19 protein-coding genes are annotated in these 20,097 nt (G+C 58.2%); 4 read left to right on the forward strand and 15 right to left on the reverse strand.

Annotated elements, in window-relative coordinates; translation table 11 throughout:
• Positions 1-14: 14 nt before the first annotated feature.
• Positions 15-2,279: a 5-methyltetrahydropteroyltriglutamate--homocysteine S-methyltransferase gene (gene metE / locus HCK03_RS25200; RefSeq protein WP_167692344.1), complete on the reverse strand. Its 2,265-nt coding sequence runs from the start codon at positions 2,277-2,279 to the stop codon at positions 15-17.
• 233 nt (positions 2,280-2,512) lie between these two features.
• Between metE and metR the strand changes: the two genes are divergently transcribed.
• Positions 2,513-3,466: an HTH-type transcriptional regulator MetR gene (gene metR / locus HCK03_RS25205; RefSeq protein WP_041143507.1), complete on the forward strand. Its 954-nt coding sequence runs from the start codon at positions 2,513-2,515 to the stop codon at positions 3,464-3,466.
• On the opposite strand, the gene HCK03_RS25210 is transcribed toward metR, so the two are convergent.
• The 3 genes from HCK03_RS25210 to pldB form a co-directional block, all read right to left on the reverse strand.
• Positions 3,354-4,253 carry a carboxylate/amino acid/amine transporter gene (locus HCK03_RS25210; protein ID WP_167692345.1) on the reverse strand — a complete coding sequence of 300 codons (900 nt, stop codon included), beginning with the start codon at positions 4,251-4,253 and terminating at the stop codon, positions 3,354-3,356. The genes metR and HCK03_RS25210 overlap by 113 nt on opposite strands.
• Before the next feature lie 88 nt (positions 4,254-4,341).
• Entirely contained in the window at positions 4,342-5,142 is an 801-nt protein-coding gene (gene yigL / locus HCK03_RS25215; RefSeq protein ID WP_041143505.1) for a sugar/pyridoxal phosphate phosphatase YigL, read from the reverse strand.
• Between the two features lie 191 nt (positions 5,143-5,333).
• Positions 5,334-6,326, reverse strand: a complete 993-nt coding sequence (gene pldB / locus HCK03_RS25220) for a lysophospholipase L2 (RefSeq protein WP_167692346.1) — start codon at positions 6,324-6,326, stop codon at positions 5,334-5,336.
• Positions 6,327-6,435: 109 nt separating this feature from the next.
• Here pldB and rhtB point away from each other — a divergent pair, with 109 nt between their 5' ends.
• On the forward strand, positions 6,436-7,056 hold the full coding sequence (gene rhtB / locus HCK03_RS25225) for a homoserine/homoserine lactone efflux protein (protein WP_041143503.1): 621 nt from the start codon (positions 6,436-6,438) through the stop codon (positions 7,054-7,056).
• A gap of 42 nt (positions 7,057-7,098) precedes the next feature.
• Here rhtB and rhtC read toward each other — a convergent pair whose 3' ends face one another.
• From rhtC to pldA, 3 genes are all read right to left on the reverse strand, one after another.
• Positions 7,099-7,719, reverse strand: coding sequence for a threonine export protein RhtC (rhtC, locus tag HCK03_RS25230; RefSeq protein WP_041143502.1), 621 nt, complete (start codon positions 7,717-7,719; stop codon positions 7,099-7,101).
• 160 nt (positions 7,720-7,879) lie between these two features.
• On the reverse strand, positions 7,880-9,706 hold the full coding sequence (gene recQ, locus HCK03_RS25235) for an ATP-dependent DNA helicase RecQ (RefSeq protein WP_167692347.1): 1,827 nt from the start codon (positions 9,704-9,706) through the stop codon (positions 7,880-7,882).
• 68 nt (positions 9,707-9,774) lie between these two features.
• Positions 9,775-10,647, reverse strand: coding sequence for a phospholipase A (pldA, locus tag HCK03_RS25240; protein ID WP_041143500.1), 873 nt, complete (start codon positions 10,645-10,647; stop codon positions 9,775-9,777).
• A 156-nt stretch (positions 10,648-10,803) separates the two neighbouring features.
• On the opposite strand from pldA, the gene yigI reads away from it, so the two are divergent.
• Both yigI and rarD read left to right on the forward strand, forming a co-directional pair.
• The gene (gene yigI / locus HCK03_RS25245) at positions 10,804-11,268 is read left to right on the forward strand and encodes an acyl-CoA thioesterase YigI (RefSeq protein ID WP_041143499.1); all 465 of its coding nucleotides are present in this window, start codon (positions 10,804-10,806) and stop codon (positions 11,266-11,268) included.
• Positions 11,269-11,317: 49 nt separating this feature from the next.
• Complete coding sequence (gene rarD, locus HCK03_RS25250; RefSeq protein WP_041143498.1) at positions 11,318-12,211, forward strand: EamA family transporter RarD; 894 nt, start codon at positions 11,318-11,320, stop codon at positions 12,209-12,211.
• Positions 12,212-12,269: 58 nt separating this feature from the next.
• On the opposite strand, the gene HCK03_RS25255 is transcribed toward rarD, so the two are convergent.
• From HCK03_RS25255 to dapF, 8 genes are all read right to left on the reverse strand, one after another.
• Complete coding sequence (locus HCK03_RS25255) at positions 12,270-13,172, reverse strand: endonuclease/exonuclease/phosphatase family protein (RefSeq protein WP_167692348.1); 903 nt, start codon at positions 13,170-13,172, stop codon at positions 12,270-12,272.
• Between the two features lie 215 nt (positions 13,173-13,387).
• On the reverse strand, positions 13,388-14,338 hold the full coding sequence (corA, locus tag HCK03_RS25260; protein WP_041143496.1) for a magnesium/cobalt transporter CorA: 951 nt from the start codon (positions 14,336-14,338) through the stop codon (positions 13,388-13,390).
• 148 nt (positions 14,339-14,486) lie between these two features.
• Positions 14,487-14,543, reverse strand: coding sequence for a YsgD/CorL family protein (gene ysgD, locus HCK03_RS26680; RefSeq protein WP_350028775.1), 57 nt, complete (start codon positions 14,541-14,543; stop codon positions 14,487-14,489).
• Positions 14,544-14,691: 148 nt separating this feature from the next.
• Positions 14,692-16,854, reverse strand: a complete 2,163-nt coding sequence (gene uvrD / locus HCK03_RS25265; RefSeq protein WP_076947994.1) for a DNA helicase II — start codon at positions 16,852-16,854, stop codon at positions 14,692-14,694.
• A gap of 78 nt (positions 16,855-16,932) precedes the next feature.
• Positions 16,933-17,649 carry a 5-amino-6-(5-phospho-D-ribitylamino)uracil phosphatase YigB gene (yigB, locus tag HCK03_RS25270; protein WP_167692349.1) on the reverse strand — a complete coding sequence of 239 codons (717 nt, stop codon included), beginning with the start codon at positions 17,647-17,649 and terminating at the stop codon, positions 16,933-16,935.
• Positions 17,649-18,551 carry a tyrosine recombinase XerC gene (xerC, locus tag HCK03_RS25275; RefSeq protein ID WP_041143493.1) on the reverse strand — a complete coding sequence of 301 codons (903 nt, stop codon included), beginning with the start codon at positions 18,549-18,551 and terminating at the stop codon, positions 17,649-17,651. Before xerC ends, yigB begins: the two co-directional genes overlap by 1 nt.
• Complete coding sequence (locus tag HCK03_RS25280; RefSeq protein ID WP_041143492.1) at positions 18,548-19,255, reverse strand: DUF484 domain-containing protein; 708 nt, start codon at positions 19,253-19,255, stop codon at positions 18,548-18,550. The genes xerC and HCK03_RS25280 overlap by 4 nt, the downstream gene beginning before the upstream one ends.
• On the reverse strand, positions 19,252-20,076 hold the full coding sequence (gene dapF / locus HCK03_RS25285) for a diaminopimelate epimerase (RefSeq protein ID WP_041147498.1): 825 nt from the start codon (positions 20,074-20,076) through the stop codon (positions 19,252-19,254). The genes HCK03_RS25280 and dapF overlap by 4 nt, the downstream gene beginning before the upstream one ends.
• Between the last annotated feature and the right edge of the window lie 21 nt (positions 20,077-20,097).

Genomic DNA, 20,097 nt, shown 5'->3' on the forward strand with positions numbered 1-20,097 from the left:
ACCGCGGCGGCTCTTTATGCGGATTCACGCAGGTTCTGCGCGGCTTTGACCATGTTCGCCAGCGCCGCACGGGTTTCCGGCCAGCCGCGAGTTTTCAGTCCGCAGTCAGGGTTAACCCACAGACGCTCCGCCGGGATGCGCTGAGCGGCCTTCTCCAGCAGGGCTTCAATCCACTCCACGCTCGGGACGTTAGGTGAGTGGATGTCATACACGCCCGGGCCGATTTCGTTCGGATATTCGAACTCCTCGAACGACTCCAGCAGCTCCATGTCGGAACGCGAGGTCTCAATGGTAATCACGTCCGCATCCAGCGCGGCGATAGAATCCATGATGTCATTGAACTCGCAGTAACACATATGGGTATGGATCTGGGTATCATCCTGCGCCACGGCGGCGTTGATACGGAAGGCTTCCACGCCCCACTGCAGGTATGCATCCCAGTCGCTCCGCTTCAGGGGCAGGCCTTCTCGCAGCGCCGGTTCATCAATCTGGATAATGCCGATACCGGCCGCTTCCAGATCCGCCACTTCGTCACGCAGCGCCAGCGCAATCTGCTTCGCGATGGTTTCGCGGCTGACGTCTTCGCGCGGGAATGACCAGCACAGGATCGTCACCGGACCGGTGAGCATGCCTTTCACCGGTTTGTCGGTAAGAGACTGCGCGTATTTCGCCCACTCAACGGTGATAGCTTCCGGGCGGCTGACGTCGCCGATCACCACCGGTGGCTTGACGCAGCGCGAACCGTAGCTCTGCACCCAGCCGTTTTGCGTAAAGATAAAGCCGTCGAGGTGCTCACCGAAATACTCCACCATGTCGTTACGCTCGGCTTCACCGTGCACCAGCACGTCGAGACCTAAACGCTCCTGCTCAACGATCGCCTGCTTAATATGCTCCGCGATGCCGGTACGGTAGTTATTAGCGTCGAGATTGCCTTTCTTGAAGTCCAGGCGCAGGCCGCGAATTTCGGTGGTCTGCGGGAAAGAGCCGATGGTCGTGGTCGGCCACGCCGGCAGGTTAAAGCGGCTGCGCTGGGCCTGGGCACGCTCTGCGTACGGGCTGTTGCGCTGGCTGTCCCGGGCGGTAATGGCCGCCAGACGCTTTTCCACCGCGGCGTTGTGTACGCGAGTTGAGTGACGGCGGGCCTGAATCGGCGCGCTCCACGCCTCAATGGCGGCGGTATCGCCGCTGTTCAGCGCATCGCGCAGCAGCGCCAGCTCGGCGCATTTTTGCAGGGCGAAGGCAAACCAGCTTTTCACCTCCGCATCCAGGCGGGTTTCCACGCTCAGGTCGATCGGGCTGTGCAGCAGGGAGCAGGAGGAGGCGACCCACAGCTGACGTTTGCCGACGATCTCTTTAATTTGCGCATATTTCTCGGTGAGATCCGCACGCCAGACGTTACGACCGTTGACCAGGCCCGCGGAGAGCAGCCAGTCTGACGGCAGGCGCGCGTGCAGCCCGGCAACATCATCTTTACCGTGAACCAGGTCAACGTGCAGACCCTGCACCGGCAGCGCGGTGATGACGTCGAGGTTGGCGCTAACCCCTTCAAAATAGATGGTCAGCAGCAGCTTAACCTGGCCCTGCAGCGCGTCGTATGCCGGCTTGAAGGCATCCAGCCACGCCTGCGGCAGCTCCAGCACCAGCGCCGGCTCATCAATCTGCACCCACTCAACGCCGCGTTTTGCCAGCTCAGCCAGCACCTGCTGATAGACCGGCAGAATGTCATTCAGCAGCGCCAGGCGATCGAACTGCTCGCCCTTCACTTTACCCAGCCACAGATAAGTAACCGGGCCAAGCAGCACGGGCTTCACCTTATGGCCCAGCGCCAGCGCTTCGTCAACTTCGTCCAGCAGCTGGGTCCAGGTCAGTTTGAACGCCTGACCTTTCACAAACTCCGGCACCATGTAGTGATAGTTGGTGTTAAACCATTTGGTCATTTCCGCCGCTGCCGCCGGCTCACCGGTCGGCGCGCGGCCGCGGCCAATGCGGAACAGCGTATCGATATCGACGGAGCCGTCTTTGTTCTGATGACGAGCCGGCACGTTGCCCAGAAGCAGGCTGGTAGTCAGAACATGGTCGTACCAGGCGAAATCGCCCACCGGCAGCAGATCGATACCCGCCTGCTTTTGCTGATCCCAGTGGCGAGCGCGCAGCTCACGGCCCACTGCCAGCAGCTCGTCACGGGTTGCGTTACCCGCCCAGTAGCTCTCTTGCGCTTTTTTCAGCTCGCGGCGAAGACCAACGCGAGGGAAACCGAGAGTGTGATTGATAATTGTCATTTTTTGAGCCTCATGATGTGCCAATCCTAAGGATTTTAAATTCAGAGAAGGCGGCAAGTTTGCTCATCCCCGGGAGATTACATAAGTAAGTGACCGGGGTGAGGAAGTGCGGCCAACGCACCATAAATTCGAAAGATAAAGGATTTAGACGTCCAGATGTTTACACATCCATAATTGGCGGTTACTGTATATTCCTCAAGCGCAAATTATTCATGCCGAAGTGAAGGACTTTCATGATCGAAATTAAACACCTGAAAACGCTGCTGGCGTTGCGGAATAGCGGTTCACTCGCGGGCGCTGCGGCGGCCCTGCACCAGACCCAATCCGCCCTGTCCCACCAGTTCAGCGATCTGGAACAGCGCCTTGGCTTCCGTCTGTTTGTGCGTAAAAGTCAGCCTTTGCGCTTCACCGCGCAGGGCGAAATTTTGCTGCAGCTAGCACACCAGGTGCTGCCGCAAATCACCCGCGCCCTGCAGGACTGTAACGAGCCGCAGCAAACCCGGCTGCGCATCGCCATTGAGTGTCATAGCTGCATTCAGTGGCTGACGCCGGCGCTCGAGAGCTTCCGCGCCAGCTGGCCGCACGTTGAGGTTGATTTCCAGTCCGGGGTGACCTTTGACCCGCAGCCCGCGCTCCAGCAGGGCGAGCTGGATCTGGTGATGACGTCCGATATTCTGCCGCGCAGCGGGCTGCACTATTCGCCGATGTTTGATTTTGAAGTGCGCCTGGTGCTGGCGCCGGATCATCCGCTGGCCTTGAAAACGCGGATTGTGCCGGAAGACCTGGCCGCAGAGCTGCTGCTGATTTACCCGGTGCAACGCAGTCGCCTGGATATCTGGCGCCACTTTCTGCAGCCGGCAGGTATCAGCCCGCAGCTGAAGAGCGTCGATAATACGCTGCTGCTCATTCAGATGGTTGCCGCGCGGATGGGCATCGCGGCGCTGCCGCACTGGGTGGTGGAGAATTTTGAACGCCAGGGTCTGGTGGTCACCAAAACCCTGGGTGAAGGCCTGTGGAGCCGGCTGTACTCCGCCGTGCGCGACGGCGAGCAGCGTCAGCCGGTTACCGAAGCATTTATTCGCTCAGCGCGGAACCACGCTTGCGATCATTTGCCGTTTGTCCGGAGTGCGGAGCGACCCAACGGCGATGGACCCACAGCGAGGCCAGGATCACCAGAGCCCCGATAATAAAGCTCGGCCAGTGGGGCTGTTCCTGCCAGATGGCAAGGTTAACCAGCAGCCCGGCTGGAACATGGACGTTATTCATGATGCCCAGCGTTCCGGCATCCACCTGCGTCGCCCCGTAGTTCCACATAAAGTACCCCAACCCTGAAGCCACCACGCCAAGCCATACCAGAATGCTCCACTGCACCGTGGTCGTCGGCAGCCTGTGCGGGTTGCCCAGCATAAGCCAGGCCGCTACCGCCACCAGCAGCGCTCCCATATAGAACCACGCAAAAGCGTTGTGCTGGGGCATCGGCCGCAGCTCCATCAGGCGTTTGTAGCCCACCATGCCGATGGCAAAGCAGATATTCGACAGCTGAACCAGCAGCAGCCCGGTCCAGAAATGATCGCTCACTTTATCGTAGCGAATAATGCCCGCCCCCAGCACCGCCAGCCCGGCGCTGAGCAGATAGCCCCAGCGCAGCCTGCGCCCGCTGATCAGGTCATAAATCAGGGTGATATAGAGCGGCGTAAACACCGTAAACAGCAGAAATTCGGAGACCGTCAGGTAGAGGTAAGCGCGGAACGCCAGCAGATACATAATACCAAGCTGCATGGCCCCTACCAGCATATACAGCACGATAGTCCGCGGCGACTGCCCGCGGGTGCGCAAAAACGGCAGGAATACCAGCGCCGCCAGCCCAACGCGCATCAGCACCGAAAAGTAGCTATCAACGCTGCCCGCCAGGTACTCGCCGATCAGGCTAAAGGAGAAGGCCCACAGGATGGTGGTAATAATCAGTAGCGCCACAATGAATGTCTCTCAGGAGGAAGAACGCTCATTGTAGCGAAGAGTCAGGTTGACAACTGGAGAATAAATCGCCAGTCGTCAATCTTTATCAGGAGAGATAGAGCCTGCGCAGATAGTGCGGCACCGCGTCGTCAGCGTTGCTGCCGATCACCTCCAGCTCGGGGTGAAGATCTTTCAGGCGCTGGTGTGCATTCAGCATAATGCAGCCCTTGCCCGCCATCGACAGCATCTCTGCATCGTTCATGCCGTCGCCAAAGGCGATACAGTCCTTCAGGGCGTAGCCCTGCATTTTGGCAACCGCTTCGAGGGCATGACCTTTCGATACGCCGCCCGCCATCACTTCCAGACAGGTCAGCGTTGAGAAGCTGACGTTCACGCGATCGCCCCAGCGGGCGTTGATCGCCTGCTCCAGCGGCAGCAGATGCTGATGATCCTCGCAGGTGAAAAACACCTTGCTGATCCCCTGGGAATCAAGCTCGCCGGGCTCGTACAGCTTGTAGTTAAACACCGCCTCTTTGAAAAAGCGCATCTCTTCCGGGCGGTGGCGGTTCATGTACCATTCGTCTTCGCGATAGACGTTGGTGACGACCAGCGGATCGCTGCGCATCATCTCAAACAGATCGCTGGCAATATCGCGATCGAGGTTATGGGCGAATATCTGATTACCCTCGCTATCGTGCACACGCGCGCCGTTGGAGGTGATCATGTAGGACTTAATGCCGAGATTATCGCGAATCTGCCCGACGTCGATGTAATGACGGCCGGTAGCAAAAACAAAGTTGATGCCGCGAGCGGTCAGCAGCTGCAGCGTCTCTTTCGCGTAGGGGTTTAGGGTGTGATCGGGGGAAAGCAGCGTGCCATCTAAGTCAGACGCAACAACCTGGTACATAAAAATTTTAACCTCTAAGCAGGGCGACGAGAGTCTTCGTCGGATTAAGGGCCTATCCCATCAGGCTATTTTATTTGCCATTGCGGACCTGGGCAGTGCTCACAATCCTCACGTACGACCTGTACGCTCCGGTTGTTCCGCGCTGACCGTGCCCCACTGGCGGCAACAATTGACACCTGCGGGGATAGGCTCTAATTGTGTCGAGTGAAAAAATCGACGATGGCATTTAGCGCGACTGAGCGCATGGCGTCCTTTTCAAAAAGGATCTCATGGTATGCCCCTTCTATAACAAGCGGCTTATTACCTTCGCAGGAGTGGCCCGCCGCAGCGCGGAGTTCGCAGTAGCGCTCGTGCATACGGTTGTCGACCACGCGTTCTTCTTCAGCCTGCAACAACAGCGTGGGGGTAATATCTTTTTCTACGCCAGCCAGCGCCTCTTCGCCCGCGAGGATCCCCTCGCGCACCCAGTGGTACGTTGGCCCGCCCACCCGCAGCTGGGGTTCGTCCGCATAAAAGCGCAGGTTGCGCCGGTAGCGCTGGCGGCTATGCGTCAGGACGTTGACCGAGAAGGGCAGCGCCCGCCAGCGGCCGGTGCCAATGGCGTACTCTTCTCGAATGCGCTGATAGCCCTCAGCCCAGTCGAGAATATGGCGCACCATCCAGTCCGGAAAGCGCATGACTATCCCGAACATCGGCGCGCACAGCGCGATGGCATCACAATGCTGCTGGTGGCGTTGCAAAAATAAGGTCGCGATTGCGCCGCCCATTGAGTGAGCCAGTATAAAGCGTTTTCGCCAGTGGCCTGGCGCCACTTCCTGCTGCCAAAGCGCAGCAAGATCGTCAACATAATCGCTAAAGTTGACGACGTGGCCACGGTGGCTGTCGGTTAATATGCGCCCCGATCGCCCCTGTCCGCGATGATCGATAATCATCACATCGAAACCGCTGTGGAACAGATCGTAGGCCAGCTCGGCGTACTTCACGTAGCTTTCGATACGCCCAGGGCAGATAACCACCACCCGGTCGTGTTGTTTGGCGCAGAAGCGAACAAAGCGGACCGGGATGCTGTCGACGCCCGTAAATTCCGCTTCTTCCCGCTGTCGCCAGAAATCGGTCAGAGGCCCCATAGTGAAAGCCGCAAACGCGTTTTCTCGTGTGTCCCAATCCTTTTGCTGCCAAAACATCGGGTTTACACCCCTGTTAACCGCCAGAAATCGTTTTTTTACCGTGTATCACACAAGGCTTACACAATAGCGTATTGTGGCATAAAAACAGACAACCAGGGAGTTTCTCATGACGTTCGAGTGGTGGTTCGCCTATCTGCTGACATCGATTATTCTCAGCCTGTCCCCGGGTTCAGGGGCGATTAATACCATGACCACCTCAATCAGCCACGGCTACCGCGGGGCAACGGCCTCGATTGCCGGCCTGCAGACCGGGCTGGCGATTCACATCGTTCTGGTGGGTATTGGCCTGGGAACGCTGTTTTCCCGCTCGGTGCTGGCCTTTGAAGTATTGAAATGGGCGGGTGCGGCCTATCTTATCTGGCTGGGCATTCAGCAGTGGCGGGCCGCGGGGGCAATCAACTTGACCACCCTGGCTAAGGCGCAAACCCAGGGGAAATTATACCAGCGGGCGGTTTTCGTTAATCTGACCAACCCGAAGAGCATCGTGTTCCTCGCGGCCCTGTTCCCGCAGTTTATCGTGCCGCATCAGCCCCAGGTGATGCAGTATCTGGTTCTGGGGGTCACTACCATTGTGGTCGATATCATCGTGATGATCGGCTATGCCACCCTGGCGCAGCGCATTGCGGCATGGATTAAGGGGCCGAAGCAGATGACGGCGTTGAACAAGGTCTTTGGATCGCTGTTTATGCTGGTTGGCGCGCTGCTGGCTTCGGCACGCCACGCCTGAGGTGAATAACTCCGCCAGGCGCAGCCTGGCGGGTCTTCGGACTTAGCGTGAAATAATCAGGTGAATGCCAAACCCGGTGAAGAGCGCGCCGGCCACGCCGTCAATCCACTTCGCCATCCGCTGGTAGCCGCGGCGCATCGCCGGCAGCGCAAACAGGCTGGCCACGACCGCAAACCACGCCAGCGTTTCCAGGACGATCAGCAGGAAAATACCCCAGCGCTCGCCCGCACCGACGTCATCGCCAACAAACAGCGAGAAAACCGAGCCGAAGTAGATAATCGCTTTCGGGTTAGCCAGGTTGGTGAGCAGCCCTTTGAGGAAACTACGCCCGCTGCGGGCCAGTTCAACCTGCGGCTCTGCGGCGGGTGCCTCGCTCTTTTTCAGCGCGCCGCGCAGCATCTGATAGCCCATCCAGCAGAGATAGAGCCCGCCGCCGACCATAATAATGGTGTGCAGCCAGGCCATTTTTTCAATAATCAGGTGCAGACCGAGCAGCGCCACGCCCGCCCAGACCATGACCCCGCAGGTGATCCCGAGTACGCCCATCATCGCCTCTTTGCGCGAGCGGCTGACGGCAGTTTGCGAAACGAAGAAGAAGTCCGGGCCCGGACTCATCAGCGCGATGATGTGCACCAGCGCGACGGTAAGAAAAAGCATCAGCATAGTTAACCCACTGGAATAGAGTGATCAAGATGCGTCAGGGTGACAAATGAGGACATTCCCAGGCGCGAAAAACAGCCGGCGACGAGGGTGAGTGAGCGCAGTCAACGCAGAGCAGCTTGAAGGATGAAGAGAACATCCTGGCACCTTTTCGCCCGCCTGACTACTCCTCTTCACCATCAACATGCGCGCGGATCAGCGACATAAACTCTTTACCGAAGCGCTCCAGCTTGCGCGTACCGACGCCGTTGACGCTGAGCATCTCGCCGGCGGTAATCGGCGATTGCTCGGCCATTTCGATAAGCGTCGCATCGTTAAAGACGACATAGGGCGGGATATTCTCTTCGTCGGCAATGGCTTTACGCAGCTTGCGCAGCTTGGCAAACAGCTTGCGATCGTAGTTGCCGCCGAAAGATTTTTGCATCGCTTTCGGCTTCAGCGCCACGATGCGCGGTACCGCCAGCTGTAGCGGAACTTCGCCGCGCAGCACCGGGCGAGCGGCTTCGGTGAGCTGCAGCGCCGAGTGCTGGGCGATATTCTGCGTCACCAGCCCGAGGTGGATCAGCTGGCGAATCACGCTCACCCAGTGCTCGTGGCTCTGATCGCGACCAATACCGTAAACCGGCAGCTTATCGTGGGCCATATCGCGAATACGCTGGTTATTGGCGCCGCGCAGAACCTCCACCACGTAGCCCATCCCGAACCGCTGGTTGACGCGATAAATCGTCGACAGCGCCTTGCGCGCATCCATTAACGCGTCGTACTGCTTCGGCGGGTCAAGGCAGATATCGCAGTTGCCGCACGGCTCCTGACGCCCTTCGCCAAAGTAGTTCAGCAGCACCAGGCGGCGGCAGGTTTGCGCCTCGGCAAAGGCCCCCATGGCGTTCAGCTTATGGCGTTCAATATCCAGCAGCGGCCCGGCGGGCTTCTCCTCAAGGCAGCGGCGCAGCCACGCCATATCGGCCGGATCGTAAAACAGCATTGCCTCCGCCGGCAGGCCATCACGCCCGGCGCGGCCGGTTTCCTGATAGTAGGACTCAATGTTACGGGGAATATCAAAGTGCACCACAAAGCGGACGTTCGGCTTATTGATGCCCATTCCGAAGGCCACCGTCGCCACCACGATTTGTAGGTCATCGCGCTGGAACTTCTCCTGCACATCGGCACGGACCTGATGCTCCAGCCCGGCGTGGTAGGCCGCCGCGCTGACGCCGCGGCTTTGCAGGCGCGCGGCGGTATCTTCTACTTTCGAGCGGCTGTTGCAGTAAATAATGCCCGACTTGCCGCGCTGGTCCTGCACGTAGCGCATCAGCTGGTCCAGCGGCTTAAATTTTTCCATCAGCATATAGCGGATGTTGGGGCGATCGAAGCTGCTGACCTGAATCAGCGGGTCGTTCAGCCCCAGCAGGCGAACGATATCGCGACGGGTGGTGTCATCGGCGGTGGCGGTCAGCGCCATAAACGGGATTTGCGGCATCCGCTGACGCAGCTGCCCCAGGGCGGCGTATTCCGGACGGAAATCATGCCCCCACTGGGAAATGCAGTGCGCCTCATCCACCGCCAGCATCGACAAGTTCCAGTGGCTGAGATGCTCGAGGAAATTATCCAGCATCAGGCGTTCAGGGGCGATGTAGAGCAGGCGAATCTGTCCGCTGCGGCAGCCGGCCATGACCTCCTGCTGCTGCTCGCGGCTCTGGGTTGAGTTCAGGCAGGCCGCCGACACGCCGTTCGCCAGCAGCTGATCGACCTGATCTTTCATTAGCGAGATCAGCGGCGATACCACCACCGTCAGGCCGCCCAGTACCAGCGCCGGCACCTGATAGCACAGCGATTTGCCGCCGCCGGTTGGCATCACGACCAGGCAATCACGCCCTTCCAGCGCCGTGTCGATAATGGTTTCCTGACCCGGGCGGAACTGCTGGTAGCCGAAGGTTTCCTGTAAAACCTGCTTTGCCAGCAATGTTTGATTCAATACTTCCGCCTGTGCCACATTGACCCCGTCTGCCTGAAAAGAAAAACAGGCGCTATTTTCAGCGCCCGTGAGCCAGAGTGCAACGATTAAAACAGATCGTTGAGCGTCACGCCGACACCGACGCGCGTCTGGTTAAAGTTATAGTCGATGAGCGACTCGCCATAGCCGCTGTAGACCTGGGTATAAAAACGCACGTGGCGGGTAATCGGATAGCTGACGCCAACCTCTGCGCCGCCGTAGCCGGTATTCCAGTTATATTGCCCCTGCGCGCTGAGGATGGCATCGCCTAGCTGATAGCCAACTTTGAGCCGGTAATAGCCCATATATTTGGTGATGTCCGGATTATCATCGGTGCTGCCGATAACGTACCAGGGCTTCACTTCCACCAGCCAGTTGCCGTTTTGCGCCATCAGGCGGGTATACAGGCGATTCCAGCTGCGGGAGGTGGGATCGGAGCGGCCGTTGGAGTCGTGGTTATAGCCTACCTCAATATCGCGCAGCGTCCAGCCGGCAAGCCGATAATCCGTCGCAAAGCCGAGGAACAGCTGCGGCTCATAGTTCGTTTCGCGAAACGGCGCGGACTCCTTGCTGTTTGAGAGCTGCCACCAGGATTTCTGCGTATAGGAGGCACCGAGCAGCGAATTATCACCGAGGATCCCCCGCCACAGCGGGAAGGCGAGGCTGAGCTGGAACTTCACCTCATCCTTGCGGGCATTTTCGGCCCAGTCATAGCTGGAGATCGCTTCCTTGTTGATATCGCTGCTCCACGTATAGAGCAAATAGTTGCTCTCATAGGGATAGAGCAGGAACGGATTATCATGATCCTGCAGCAGGTTAGCGATAATGCTGCCGCGCACCGCGGGAGTATCGTGGATCTGATGATTAATCGGCGCGTCCTGCGCCAGAACGCCGGCCGGGAGCGCAACCAGCGCCAGCAGCCAGGCCAAAGAGATACGCATTACTGTTCTCCTGAAAGAGTGATTTTTATTTCTATTTTACACCGGGCTTATTTTACCTGTTTATCGACTCCCTGCTCGGTTATCCGTTCCGAAAGTGGAAATCAATATTTTAGAGGCATAAAATCAACATCTCATTAACGAATGGATACACCCGCTATGTCTGAACTCACTTCCGAAGCCGCCCTAAAGCTGGTGGGAGAAATTTTTGTCAACCATATGCCGTTTAACCGCGCCTTAGGCCTGAAGCTGGAGCGTTACGAAAAAGAGTTCGCCCAGCTGAGCTTTAAAAACCAGCCTATGATGGTCGGCAACTGGGCGCAAAGCATTCTGCACGGCGGCGTGATCGCCTCAGCGCTGGACGTTGCCGCCGGCCTGGTGTGCGTCGGCAGTACGCTGACCCGCCATGAGACCATTAACGAAGAAGAGCTGCGCCAGCGCCTGTCGCGTATGGGCACCATCGACCTGCGCGTCGACTACCTGCGGCCGGGCCGCGGAGAGCACTTCACCGCCACCAGCAGCCTGCTGCGCGCCGGGAATAAAGTGGCGGTCGCCCGCGTAGAATTACATAACGAAGATCAGGTTTATATCGCCAGCGCCACGGCGACGTATATGGTGGGTTGATCGGCGTAAATCGAGTAACATCGCTGTTTTGGCGTAACGGATTTTACCGATGGATGCAAAACAAACGCGGCTTGGCGTTATTCTGGCTCTTGCCGCCTATTTTATCTGGGGTATTGCACCCGCATATTTCAAGCTTATCTACTACGTTCCCGCAGATGAAATTCTGACTCACCGCGTGATCTGGTCCTTCTTCTTTATGCTGGCGCTTATCAGCCTTAGCCGCCAGTGGCCGCAGGTGAGAAAGCTGCTGCAGACGCCAAAAAAGGTGCTCCTGCTGGCGCTGTCGGCGGTGCTGATTGGCGGCAACTGGCTGCTCTTCATCTGGTCGGTGAATAACCACCATATGCTGGAAGCCAGCCTGGGCTACTTTATTAACCCGCTGGTCAACATTGTGCTGGGGATGCTTTTCCTCGGCGAACGTTTTCGCCGCATGCAGTGGCTGGCGGTATTGCTGGCGTTCTGCGGGGTGCTGGTGCAGCTATGGACCTTTGGCTCGCTGCCGATAATTGCCCTCGGACTGGCGTTTAGCTTTGCCTTCTACGGGCTGGTGCGCAAGAAGATTGCCGTTGATGCCCAAACCGGGATGCTGTTTGAAACCCTGTGGCTGCTGCCGGTTGCCGCCCTTTACCTGTTCGGTATTGCCGATAGCCCCACCAGCCATATGGGCCAAAACCCGTGGTCGCTGAACCTGCTGCTGATGGCTGCCGGCGTCGTGACCACTATCCCGCTGCTGTGCTTTACCGGCGCGGCCACCCGCCTGCGTCTCTCCACGCTGGGCTTTTTCCAGTACATTGGCCCAACGCTGATGTTCCTGCTGGCGGTGCTGTTTTACGGGGAAGTTCCGGGGGCAGATAAGATGGTCACCTTCGCCTTTATCTGGGTCGCGCTGGCGGTATTTATCGTCGACGCGCTGTACACCCAGCGCCGGCTGCGTCGGGCTTAACGTCGTCGCGTCCGCATCACGCGCCAGCCTCTCATCCACAGAGGCCGGCGCGTTATTTTTACTGCTCGGTGAGCTCCAGCTCGGCAATCAGGGGTAAATGATCGCTGGCGGATGACCAGGCAAAGGCCGGCGAGTTATGCGGCACCTCGATTTTTTTCACATTCCATTTTTGCCCCTTGAAGGTAAAAATATGGTCAATATCGATTGCCGGGTTAACCGCGGGCCAGGTGCGGTAATCCGTCCCCTGCTTCATTACGGGGTTAAAGAAATAACCCACCTCTTTTAACGGCTGCTCATCGTGCGTGGAGTTAAAATCACCCGCGAGGATTTTGATCGATGAGGCGATATCTTTAAAGTCGGATGGGGCATCGCCGATGCTCACGTCCAGAAGATGGCGAACCTGCTCCACGCGCATCGTCGGATCCTTCTGCCAGTCGAGATGGGTCACCATCACCAGCACCGGGCTGTCAAAGCCGGGAACGGCGATTTGCGCCAGCAGCGCGATTCGCTGCTCGGCATCCCCCGACGGCAGCTTAATCACCTGGGTGTGGTCAATTTTATATTTGGACAGAATACCGACGCCATATTCTCCGCCGTCGAAATCCAGCGCCTTGCCGAAGGCATAGTGATAGTGGTTGGCGTCCGCGATAGTTTTTAGCTGATCGATCTTTTGGCTTCTGCCGGTTTTATTATCGACCTCCGGAACCGCAATAATATCGGCGCCAATGTGCTTAATCGCTAAATTGAGTGAGGTAAAATCCGCCACGTTATCGGAAGCTTCATTCTTGCCGATGTTATAGGTCGCAATCTTCAGCTGAGGATAATTCTCGGCGTAGACCTTATCCGCAACGCCGCCTTTTTGAACCGCAAGAATCTCATTACCAGCAAGTTTTTCAACAGCATGTGCATTAAGGGAGAGGCAGGCAAGGGCCAGGAAGGGTAGTGTAAAGATACTTTTCATTCTAAAATTTCACCTTTTTTTTATTGGGAATATTGCGATGGTAACAATTATCCCTCAGCCGTTATGTGACTTATTGCCCACACTTATGATGCGTAGAGAATTAAGTCACTCGCAATAATCACAGCCTGTTTCCGTTCTCCGGCGCGGCGGCTGACATAAAGGCGAAAAAAAACGGCCACCTTATAAGGCAGCCGGTTTTGATATAATTTATTGTTTTAAAGCCAGTTTTTACGCTTAAAGTAGAGGTATGGCGCCAGGCCGGCCAGCATCATAAAGACGATCGCCCCCGGATAACCAAAGCTCCAGTGCAGCTCAGGCATAAACTCAAAGTTCATCCCATAGCTTGATGCCACCAGGGTTGGCGGCAGGAAGACTACGGAGACCACCGAGAAGATCTTGATGATGCGGTTCTGCTCGATGTTGATAAAGCCCATCGCCGCCTGCATCAGGAAGTTCACCTTCTGGAACAGCGATTCGTTATGCGGCAGCAGCGATTCGATATCTCGCAGGATCTCACGCGCTTGCTCCAGCTGGCCCGCCGGCAAGCGCGCCTTGCGCACGAGGAAGTTCAGCGCACGCTGGGTATCCATCAGGCACAGGCGCACCTTCCAGCCGATATCTTCCTGTTCCGCCAGGGTAGAGAGCGCGTCATCGTACTCGTCGCCCTGGCGACCTTCCATAATCACCCGGCTCAGCTTTTCCAGGTCGCTGTAGATATTTTCAATTTCATCCGCCAGCTGTTCGATTTTTGTTTCGAACAGATCGAGCAGCAGCTCGTAGGCGTTACCATCAACCATTGACTGGTTGCGCACGCGCATGCGGTAGAGACGGAATGCGGGTAGCTCACGCTCGCGCAGGGTAAAAAGGCGCCCTTCGCGGATGGTAAACGCCACCGTGGAGTTGCCGGCGTGATCCTCTGCATCTTCAAAGAAGAAAAATGAGTGAATGTGTAAACCGTCTTCATCTTCGAAGAAACGCGCCGACGCTTCGATATCTTCCAGCTCCGGACGGGTTGCCAGGTTCTGACCCAGTTCCGTCTGCACGCGGCTACGTTCTTCATCGTCAGGCTCGACCAGATCGACCCACACCGAGCTGGCAAGGTGCTTGATCTCGTCGGCTTCCAGGCGCGTCAGACGATTATTTTCCAGTTGAAATGCGCTCAGCATGACCGGGACTCCCAATGCAAAAAAATTATCGGACAGTTCGGTGGGCACACAGAAACAAAAGGGGTTTCAGACCATTAAGCCTGACTCAGAGCGACGGGAATGACGGGTCGCTGACAACCGCTAAGGCTATCAGCATAAGAGGATAGCCTTAGGAGTTGTTCCTGACGGACAGGAAGTTGAGCCAGCATCTACTGGGTGTGTCCAAGGCGAATGTCCTCTTAGCGTAATCGTGCGCGCATGTTACGCCAGCGCAAAAACGGCGTCAACACGCAACGAAACGCTAAAGAGCAAATCCTGCCCTTTAGCATATAAGGCTAGCAGATTATTACAAAAAAACGATACTTTTCTTACTGTTACACTGTTTCCAGCCGCGCATAGGCCGCCACCAGCCATTTGATGCCCTGCCCCTGGAAAGCCACCTGCAGACGGCTATGCTCGCCGCTGCCTTCCAGATTCACGATGGTGCCTTCACCGAATTTCGGATGCCGCACGCGCTGACCCAGTTTGTAGCCGGTATCGTTCTCCGCCATCGGCGTGCCCATGCGCTGATGGCTCACCGGACGACTCACCGTGGCGCGCAGGCGCACCTCTTCCACGCACGCCTCCGGCAGCTCGCCGATGAAACGCGACGGACGATGGTAAACCTCTTTGCCGTACAGGCGACGGGTTTCGGCGTAGGTCAGCGTGAGCTTCTGCATCGCGCGGGTTACGCCCACGTAGGCAAGGCGCCGCTCTTCTTCCAGGCGTCCGCCCTCGTCGAGCGCCATCTGGCTCGGGAACATCCCCTCCTCCACGCCGACGATAAACACCTGCGGGAACTCCAGACCTTTCGCCGAGTGCAGGGTCATCAGCTGGACCGCATCCTGCCAGGTATCAGCCTGCCCTTCGCCCGCCTCCAGCGCGGCATGAGAAAGGAACGCCTGCAGCGGCATTAAATCCTCATCTTCATCGTTGTAGCTGAACTGGCGCGTTGCCGTCACCAGCTCTTCTAAGTTCTCGATACGCGTCTGGCCTTTTTCGCCCTTCTCCTGCTCGTACATGATGCGCAGGCCGGAATCTTTAATCACCCGGTCGGTCTGGACGTGCAGCGGCATATCCGCCGTCTCCTGCGCCAGCGCATCGATCAGCTCCATAAAGCGCTGCAGGGCGCTGGCGGCGCGGCCCGCGAGGGCTTTATCTTTCAGCAGCTCGCGGCACGCCTGCCACAGCGTCAGCTGGCGGTCGCGCGACGTTTGGCGCACCACGTCCAGGGTGCGATCGCCGATGCCGCGGGTCGGCGTATTGACCACGCGCTCAAACGCGGCGTCATCGTTGCGATTGGCAATCAGGCGCAGGTAGGAGAGCGCATCTTTGATCTCCTGACGTTCGAAGAAGCGCATGCCGCCGTAAATACGGTACGGCATGCTGGCCTGCAGCAGCGCTTCTTCCATCACGCGCGACTGGGCGTTGCTGCGGTAAAGGATGGCGCACTGCTCCAGCGCCCCGCCGTTTTCCTGCCAGGTTTTAATCCGGTTAACCACGAAACGCGCTTCGTCGAGATCGTTAAAGGCGCAGTACAGGGAGATCGGTTCGCCGTCGGCGCCGTCGGTCCACAGCTTCTTGCCCAGACGTCCGCTGTTATTTTCAATCAGGGCGTTGGCGGCGCTGAGGATATTGTTGGTTGAGCGGTAGTTCTGCTCCAGGCGAATGGTCTCAGCGCCGGGGAAATCGGTCAGGAAGCGCTGGATATTCTCAACCTGCGCGCCGCGCCAGCCGTAGATCGACTGGTCATCATCGCCGACGATCATCACCTTGCCGCTATCGCCCGCCAGCAGACGGATCCAGGCATACTGAATATTGTTGGTATCCTGGAATTCGTCGACGAGGATATTGGTAAAGCGTTCGCGGTAGTGCTGAAGAATATGCGGCTTGTTGAGCCACAGCTCGTGCGCGCGCAGCAGCAGCTCGGCAAAATCCACCAGCCCTGCGCGATCGCAGGCTTCCTGGTAGGCCTGATACACCTTCTGCCAGGTCTGCTCCACCGGATTGCCGTAGCTCTGGATATGGTGCGGGCGCAGCCCCTCATCTTTTTGGCTGTTGATGTACCACATCGCCTGGCGCGGCGGCCACTGCTTCTCGTCGAGGTTCATCGCTTTGATCAGCCGCTTCAGCAGGCGCAGCTGATCTTCGCTATCGAGGATCTGGAAATCCTGCGGCAGCCCGGCATCAAGATGGTGGGCACGCAGCAGACGGTGCGCCAGGCCGTGGAAGGTGCCTACCCACATGCCGCCCTGGGTGGTGCCCATCAGCTGGCCGATACGATGGCGCATTTCCGCCGCCGCTTTGTTGGTAAAGGTCACCGCCATAATGGAGTAGGGCGAACAGTTTTCTACGCTGATAAGCCAGGCAATGCGATGCACCAGTACGCGGGTCTTACCGCTGCCCGCTCCAGCCAGAACCAGCATATTGGTGCGCGAGGCCGCGACGGCTTCACGCTGTTTATCATTAAGGCTGTCGAGCAGGTAAGAAACGTCCATTGGCACCGCCGGAAATGAGCAGCCCGGCAGCGCTTAGCCTGGCGGGCATACTGTTAATATATACAGAACTAATGGTGATTATATCAGCGAGGTCAGAGATGCCAACCGCGAAATTTCAATGTGCGGCAGCAGCCGGCTGTCGGTGGTGTGCATCAGGTCGGCGCCCTGCGGCTTAATCCAGCAGGCCTGCATGCCGCAGCGGATAGCACCCGCCACGTCGGTGGTCAGGTCATCGCCGACGTGGAGTATCTGCCCCAGCGGCAGCGCCAGACGCTCCGCCGCCAGATGATACATATCGGCAAACGGCTTAGAACGCCCGTCCGGCCCGGCGCGCAGCACAAAGCGGAAATAGTCGCTCAGGCCGAACAGTTCCGGCTGCGCATTGCCGTTAGTCACCGCCACCAGCGGCCACTTCTCCGCCAGCGCGGCCAGGGTATCGTGGGTTTCCTGCGGTACGTCAATCAGGCTGCGCCAGTGGGCAAAGTTCGCCATCGCCGCATCGGCGCCGGATTCGGCCTGCGCGGCAGAGAGTCCGGCGTTCACCATTCCCAGCACCAGAGCACGCCGTCGCCATTCGGTCACGTCGTGGTAAATATCCGGCTCGGTCTCCAGCAGCGTCTGGCGCAGCTGCTGCAGGTGATGGGCGTCAAACTGGCTCAGCGAAGGGTGGTAGCTGCGCACGAAGGCCAGCGACTCGTGCAGCGTCCGGTCGATGACCGGGCGGTTGTCGTAAAGGGTATCGTCCAGGTCAAACGTCAGTGCTGAAATCTGGCCCAGAGGTCGGTAAAAACGCATTATTTCCCCCGTTTGGCGCGCGGATGCGCCGCATCGTACACCGAGGCAAGGTGTTGAAAGTCAAGATGGGTATAGATTTGAGTGGTGGAGAGATTGGCATGGCCCAGCAGCTCCTGCACGCCGCGCAGATCGCCGCTCGATTCCAGCATATGCGTGGCAAAGGAGTGGCGCAGCTTGTGCGGATGAACGTGGCTGTTCAGCCCCTGCTTAATTCCCCACTCGGCAAAACGCTTTTGAACATTGCGCGCGGAGATGCGTTTGCCAAGCTTCGACAAAAACAGCGCATCGTCATCGGTGCCGAAGAGGCCGCGTAGATCCAGCCAGTGCTCAATCCACGCCACCGCGCTGCGGCCAATCGGCAGGCGGCGCTCTTTGCTGCCTTTCCCCATCACCCACACCTCTCCTGACTCCAGGTCGAGGTGCTTAATGTCGAGGTTCACCAGCTCAGAAAGACGCAGGCCCGCGCCGTACATCACTTCCAGCATCGCCCGGTCGCGTACCGCCAGCGGATCGTTTAGATCGATATCCAGCAGGCGGTTAACGTCGTCGACGTCGATATTTTTCGGTAAATGGCGCGGTATTTTAGGCGCCGAAATTCCCTTTGCCGGGTTGGCGGTCAGCTCACCCTGCGCCACCAGCCAGTCAAAGAAGCTGCGCAACGCCGAGAGGCGCAGCGCCAGGCTTGCCGGGCCCAGCCCCTGTTTTCGACTCCGCACCGCCAGACCGCGCACCTGAGCCGCATCGCACTGCTGCCAGCTTTTTAAGCCGGCGTTTTCAGCCAGCGCCACCAGCGCATCAAGCTGGCGTCGGTAGTTAAGCAGCGTAATCGGGCTAAGCTGACGCTCCACGCCAAGATAGCGCAGGAAGCGGGCAACGGCGGTAAACAGCGGAGAGTCGGTCATGCGCGTTCAACCCAGCGCTCCAGCAGGCCTGGCAGCATCAGGGCAATTTCCTGAAGCAGCTGTGTGCCCTGCCCCTGCTGATAGTGCTGCGCATCGCGGCTGCTGAACAGCATAACGCCGGGCGCATCATCGCCGCCCAGCAGCGACATCGCCACCGAGCCGATGGCTTTCGCCTCCGGCAGCACCACCAGCAGCTCCGGTCCGTTCAGCGGACCGAGGTAGTGGCGCTCCTGCCTGAGACGCTGAATGCGCACGGGTTCAAAGGCCTGTCGGGTCAACGCAAGGTGGGTGAATTTTGAGGGCGCGCCGAGCCGCCAGCTGTCGGGGAACAGACGCACCGTCGCGCCGGCCAGGCCGAGCTCGCGGGCCCAGCGATGAAAGCGATTGAGCATCTCATCGAGGCTTTCTGCCGCCGCCAGCCGCGTCTGCAGATGGAGGAGCCGCTGAAACAGGCTTTCGTTGGCCGTCGCCTGCTCCATCAGCAGCGACATGTTCTCTTCCAGCACGTTGATATGATTACGTGCGCGAGCCATGTGCCACTCGACCAGAGAAACGGTCCCCCGAACCGGGTGAGGAACCTGCATGTGCTCCACAAGAGCGGCATTACGAATAAAGAATTCAGGATGTTGCAACAGATAGTCCACCACCGCACGGTCATCCAGCGCGCCGATCGTATCCTGCTGTTCTTCCCCGAGTTGTTTCATAAATGAATAAATCCGTCGTAGACGTGTGCCGCCGGGCCAGTCATAAACAACGGTTGACCCGGGCCTTTCCAGGCGATATCAAGACGCCCGCCTGGTAATTCCACGCGTACTTCCTCGGCCAGCAGCCCCTGTTGGATACCGACCGCGACCGCCGCACAGGCGCCGCTGCCGCAGGCCTGAGTCTCGCCCGCGCCGCGTTCAAAGACCCGCAGGCGAATGCGATGACGCTCGACTATCTGCATAAAACCGATGTTCGCGCGTTCCGGGAAGCGTTCGTGGCTTTCCATCACCGGGCCAAGCGTTTCCACCGCCGCGGTTTCCACATCATCGACCTGGATGACGCAGTGCGGGTTCCCCATTGAGACCACGCCGCACAATACTGTCTGCTCAGCGACGCGCATAATATAGGTCTTTTCCGCTTTGTTCGCGCGGAACGGGACCTGGGACGGCTCGAAGTTCGGCTCGCCCATATTCACGCGCACCAGATCGTCTTCCGTTACGCTTAATACCATACGACCGTTCGCCGTGCTGACGCGGATATCACGTTTATTGGTCAGGCCTTTCAGACGTACAAACCGCGCAAAGCAACGCGCGCCGTTGCCGCACTGCGACACTTCGCTGCCGTCAGCGTTAAAGATGCGGTAATGAAAATCCAGATCCGGATCGTAGGGCGGCTCGACAACCAGCAGCTGATCGAAGCCCACGCCAAGATGCCGGTCTGCCAGCCGGCGAATCAGCTCCGGAGAGAAAAAAACATTCTGTGTTACCGCGTCAACGACCATAAAGTCGTTACCCAGGCCATGCATCTTAGAAAACTGCATCATCTGTACTCTAACTAATTT

It is taken from the genome of Klebsiella terrigena (assembly GCF_012029655.1).
GTDB classification, from domain to species: domain Bacteria; phylum Pseudomonadota; class Gammaproteobacteria; order Enterobacterales; family Enterobacteriaceae; genus Klebsiella; species Klebsiella terrigena.

Coding starts and splice junctions, on each gene's coding strand:
- metE (WP_167692344.1), bottom strand. CDS start 2,279: ATGACAATTATCAATCACACTCTCGGTTTCCCTCGCGTTGGTCTTCGC.
- metR (WP_041143507.1), top strand. CDS start 2,513: ATGATCGAAATTAAACACCTGAAAACGCTGCTGGCGTTGCGGAATAGC.
- yigL (WP_041143505.1), bottom strand. CDS start 5,142: ATGTACCAGGTTGTTGCGTCTGACTTAGATGGCACGCTGCTTTCCCCC.
- pldB (WP_167692346.1), bottom strand. CDS start 6,326: ATGTTTTGGCAGCAAAAGGATTGGGACACACGAGAAAACGCGTTTGCG.
- rhtB (WP_041143503.1), top strand. CDS start 6,436: ATGACGTTCGAGTGGTGGTTCGCCTATCTGCTGACATCGATTATTCTC.
- rhtC (WP_041143502.1), bottom strand. CDS start 7,719: ATGCTGATGCTTTTTCTTACCGTCGCGCTGGTGCACATCATCGCGCTG.
- pldA (WP_041143500.1), bottom strand. CDS start 10,647: ATGCGTATCTCTTTGGCCTGGCTGCTGGCGCTGGTTGCGCTCCCGGCC.
- yigI (WP_041143499.1), top strand. CDS start 10,804: ATGTCTGAACTCACTTCCGAAGCCGCCCTAAAGCTGGTGGGAGAAATT.
- rarD (WP_041143498.1), top strand. CDS start 11,318: ATGGATGCAAAACAAACGCGGCTTGGCGTTATTCTGGCTCTTGCCGCC.
- HCK03_RS25255 (WP_167692348.1), bottom strand. CDS start 13,172: ATGAAAAGTATCTTTACACTACCCTTCCTGGCCCTTGCCTGCCTCTCC.
- corA (WP_041143496.1), bottom strand. CDS start 14,338: ATGCTGAGCGCATTTCAACTGGAAAATAATCGTCTGACGCGCCTGGAA.
- uvrD (WP_076947994.1), bottom strand. CDS start 16,854: ATGGACGTTTCTTACCTGCTCGACAGCCTTAATGATAAACAGCGTGAA.
- yigB (WP_167692349.1), bottom strand. CDS start 17,649: ATGCGTTTTTACCGACCTCTGGGCCAGATTTCAGCACTGACGTTTGAC.
- xerC (WP_041143493.1), bottom strand. CDS start 18,551: ATGACCGACTCTCCGCTGTTTACCGCCGTTGCCCGCTTCCTGCGCTAT.
- HCK03_RS25280 (WP_041143492.1), bottom strand. CDS start 19,255: ATGAAACAACTCGGGGAAGAACAGCAGGATACGATCGGCGCGCTGGAT.
- dapF (WP_041147498.1), bottom strand. CDS start 20,076: ATGCAGTTTTCTAAGATGCATGGCCTGGGTAACGACTTTATGGTCGTT.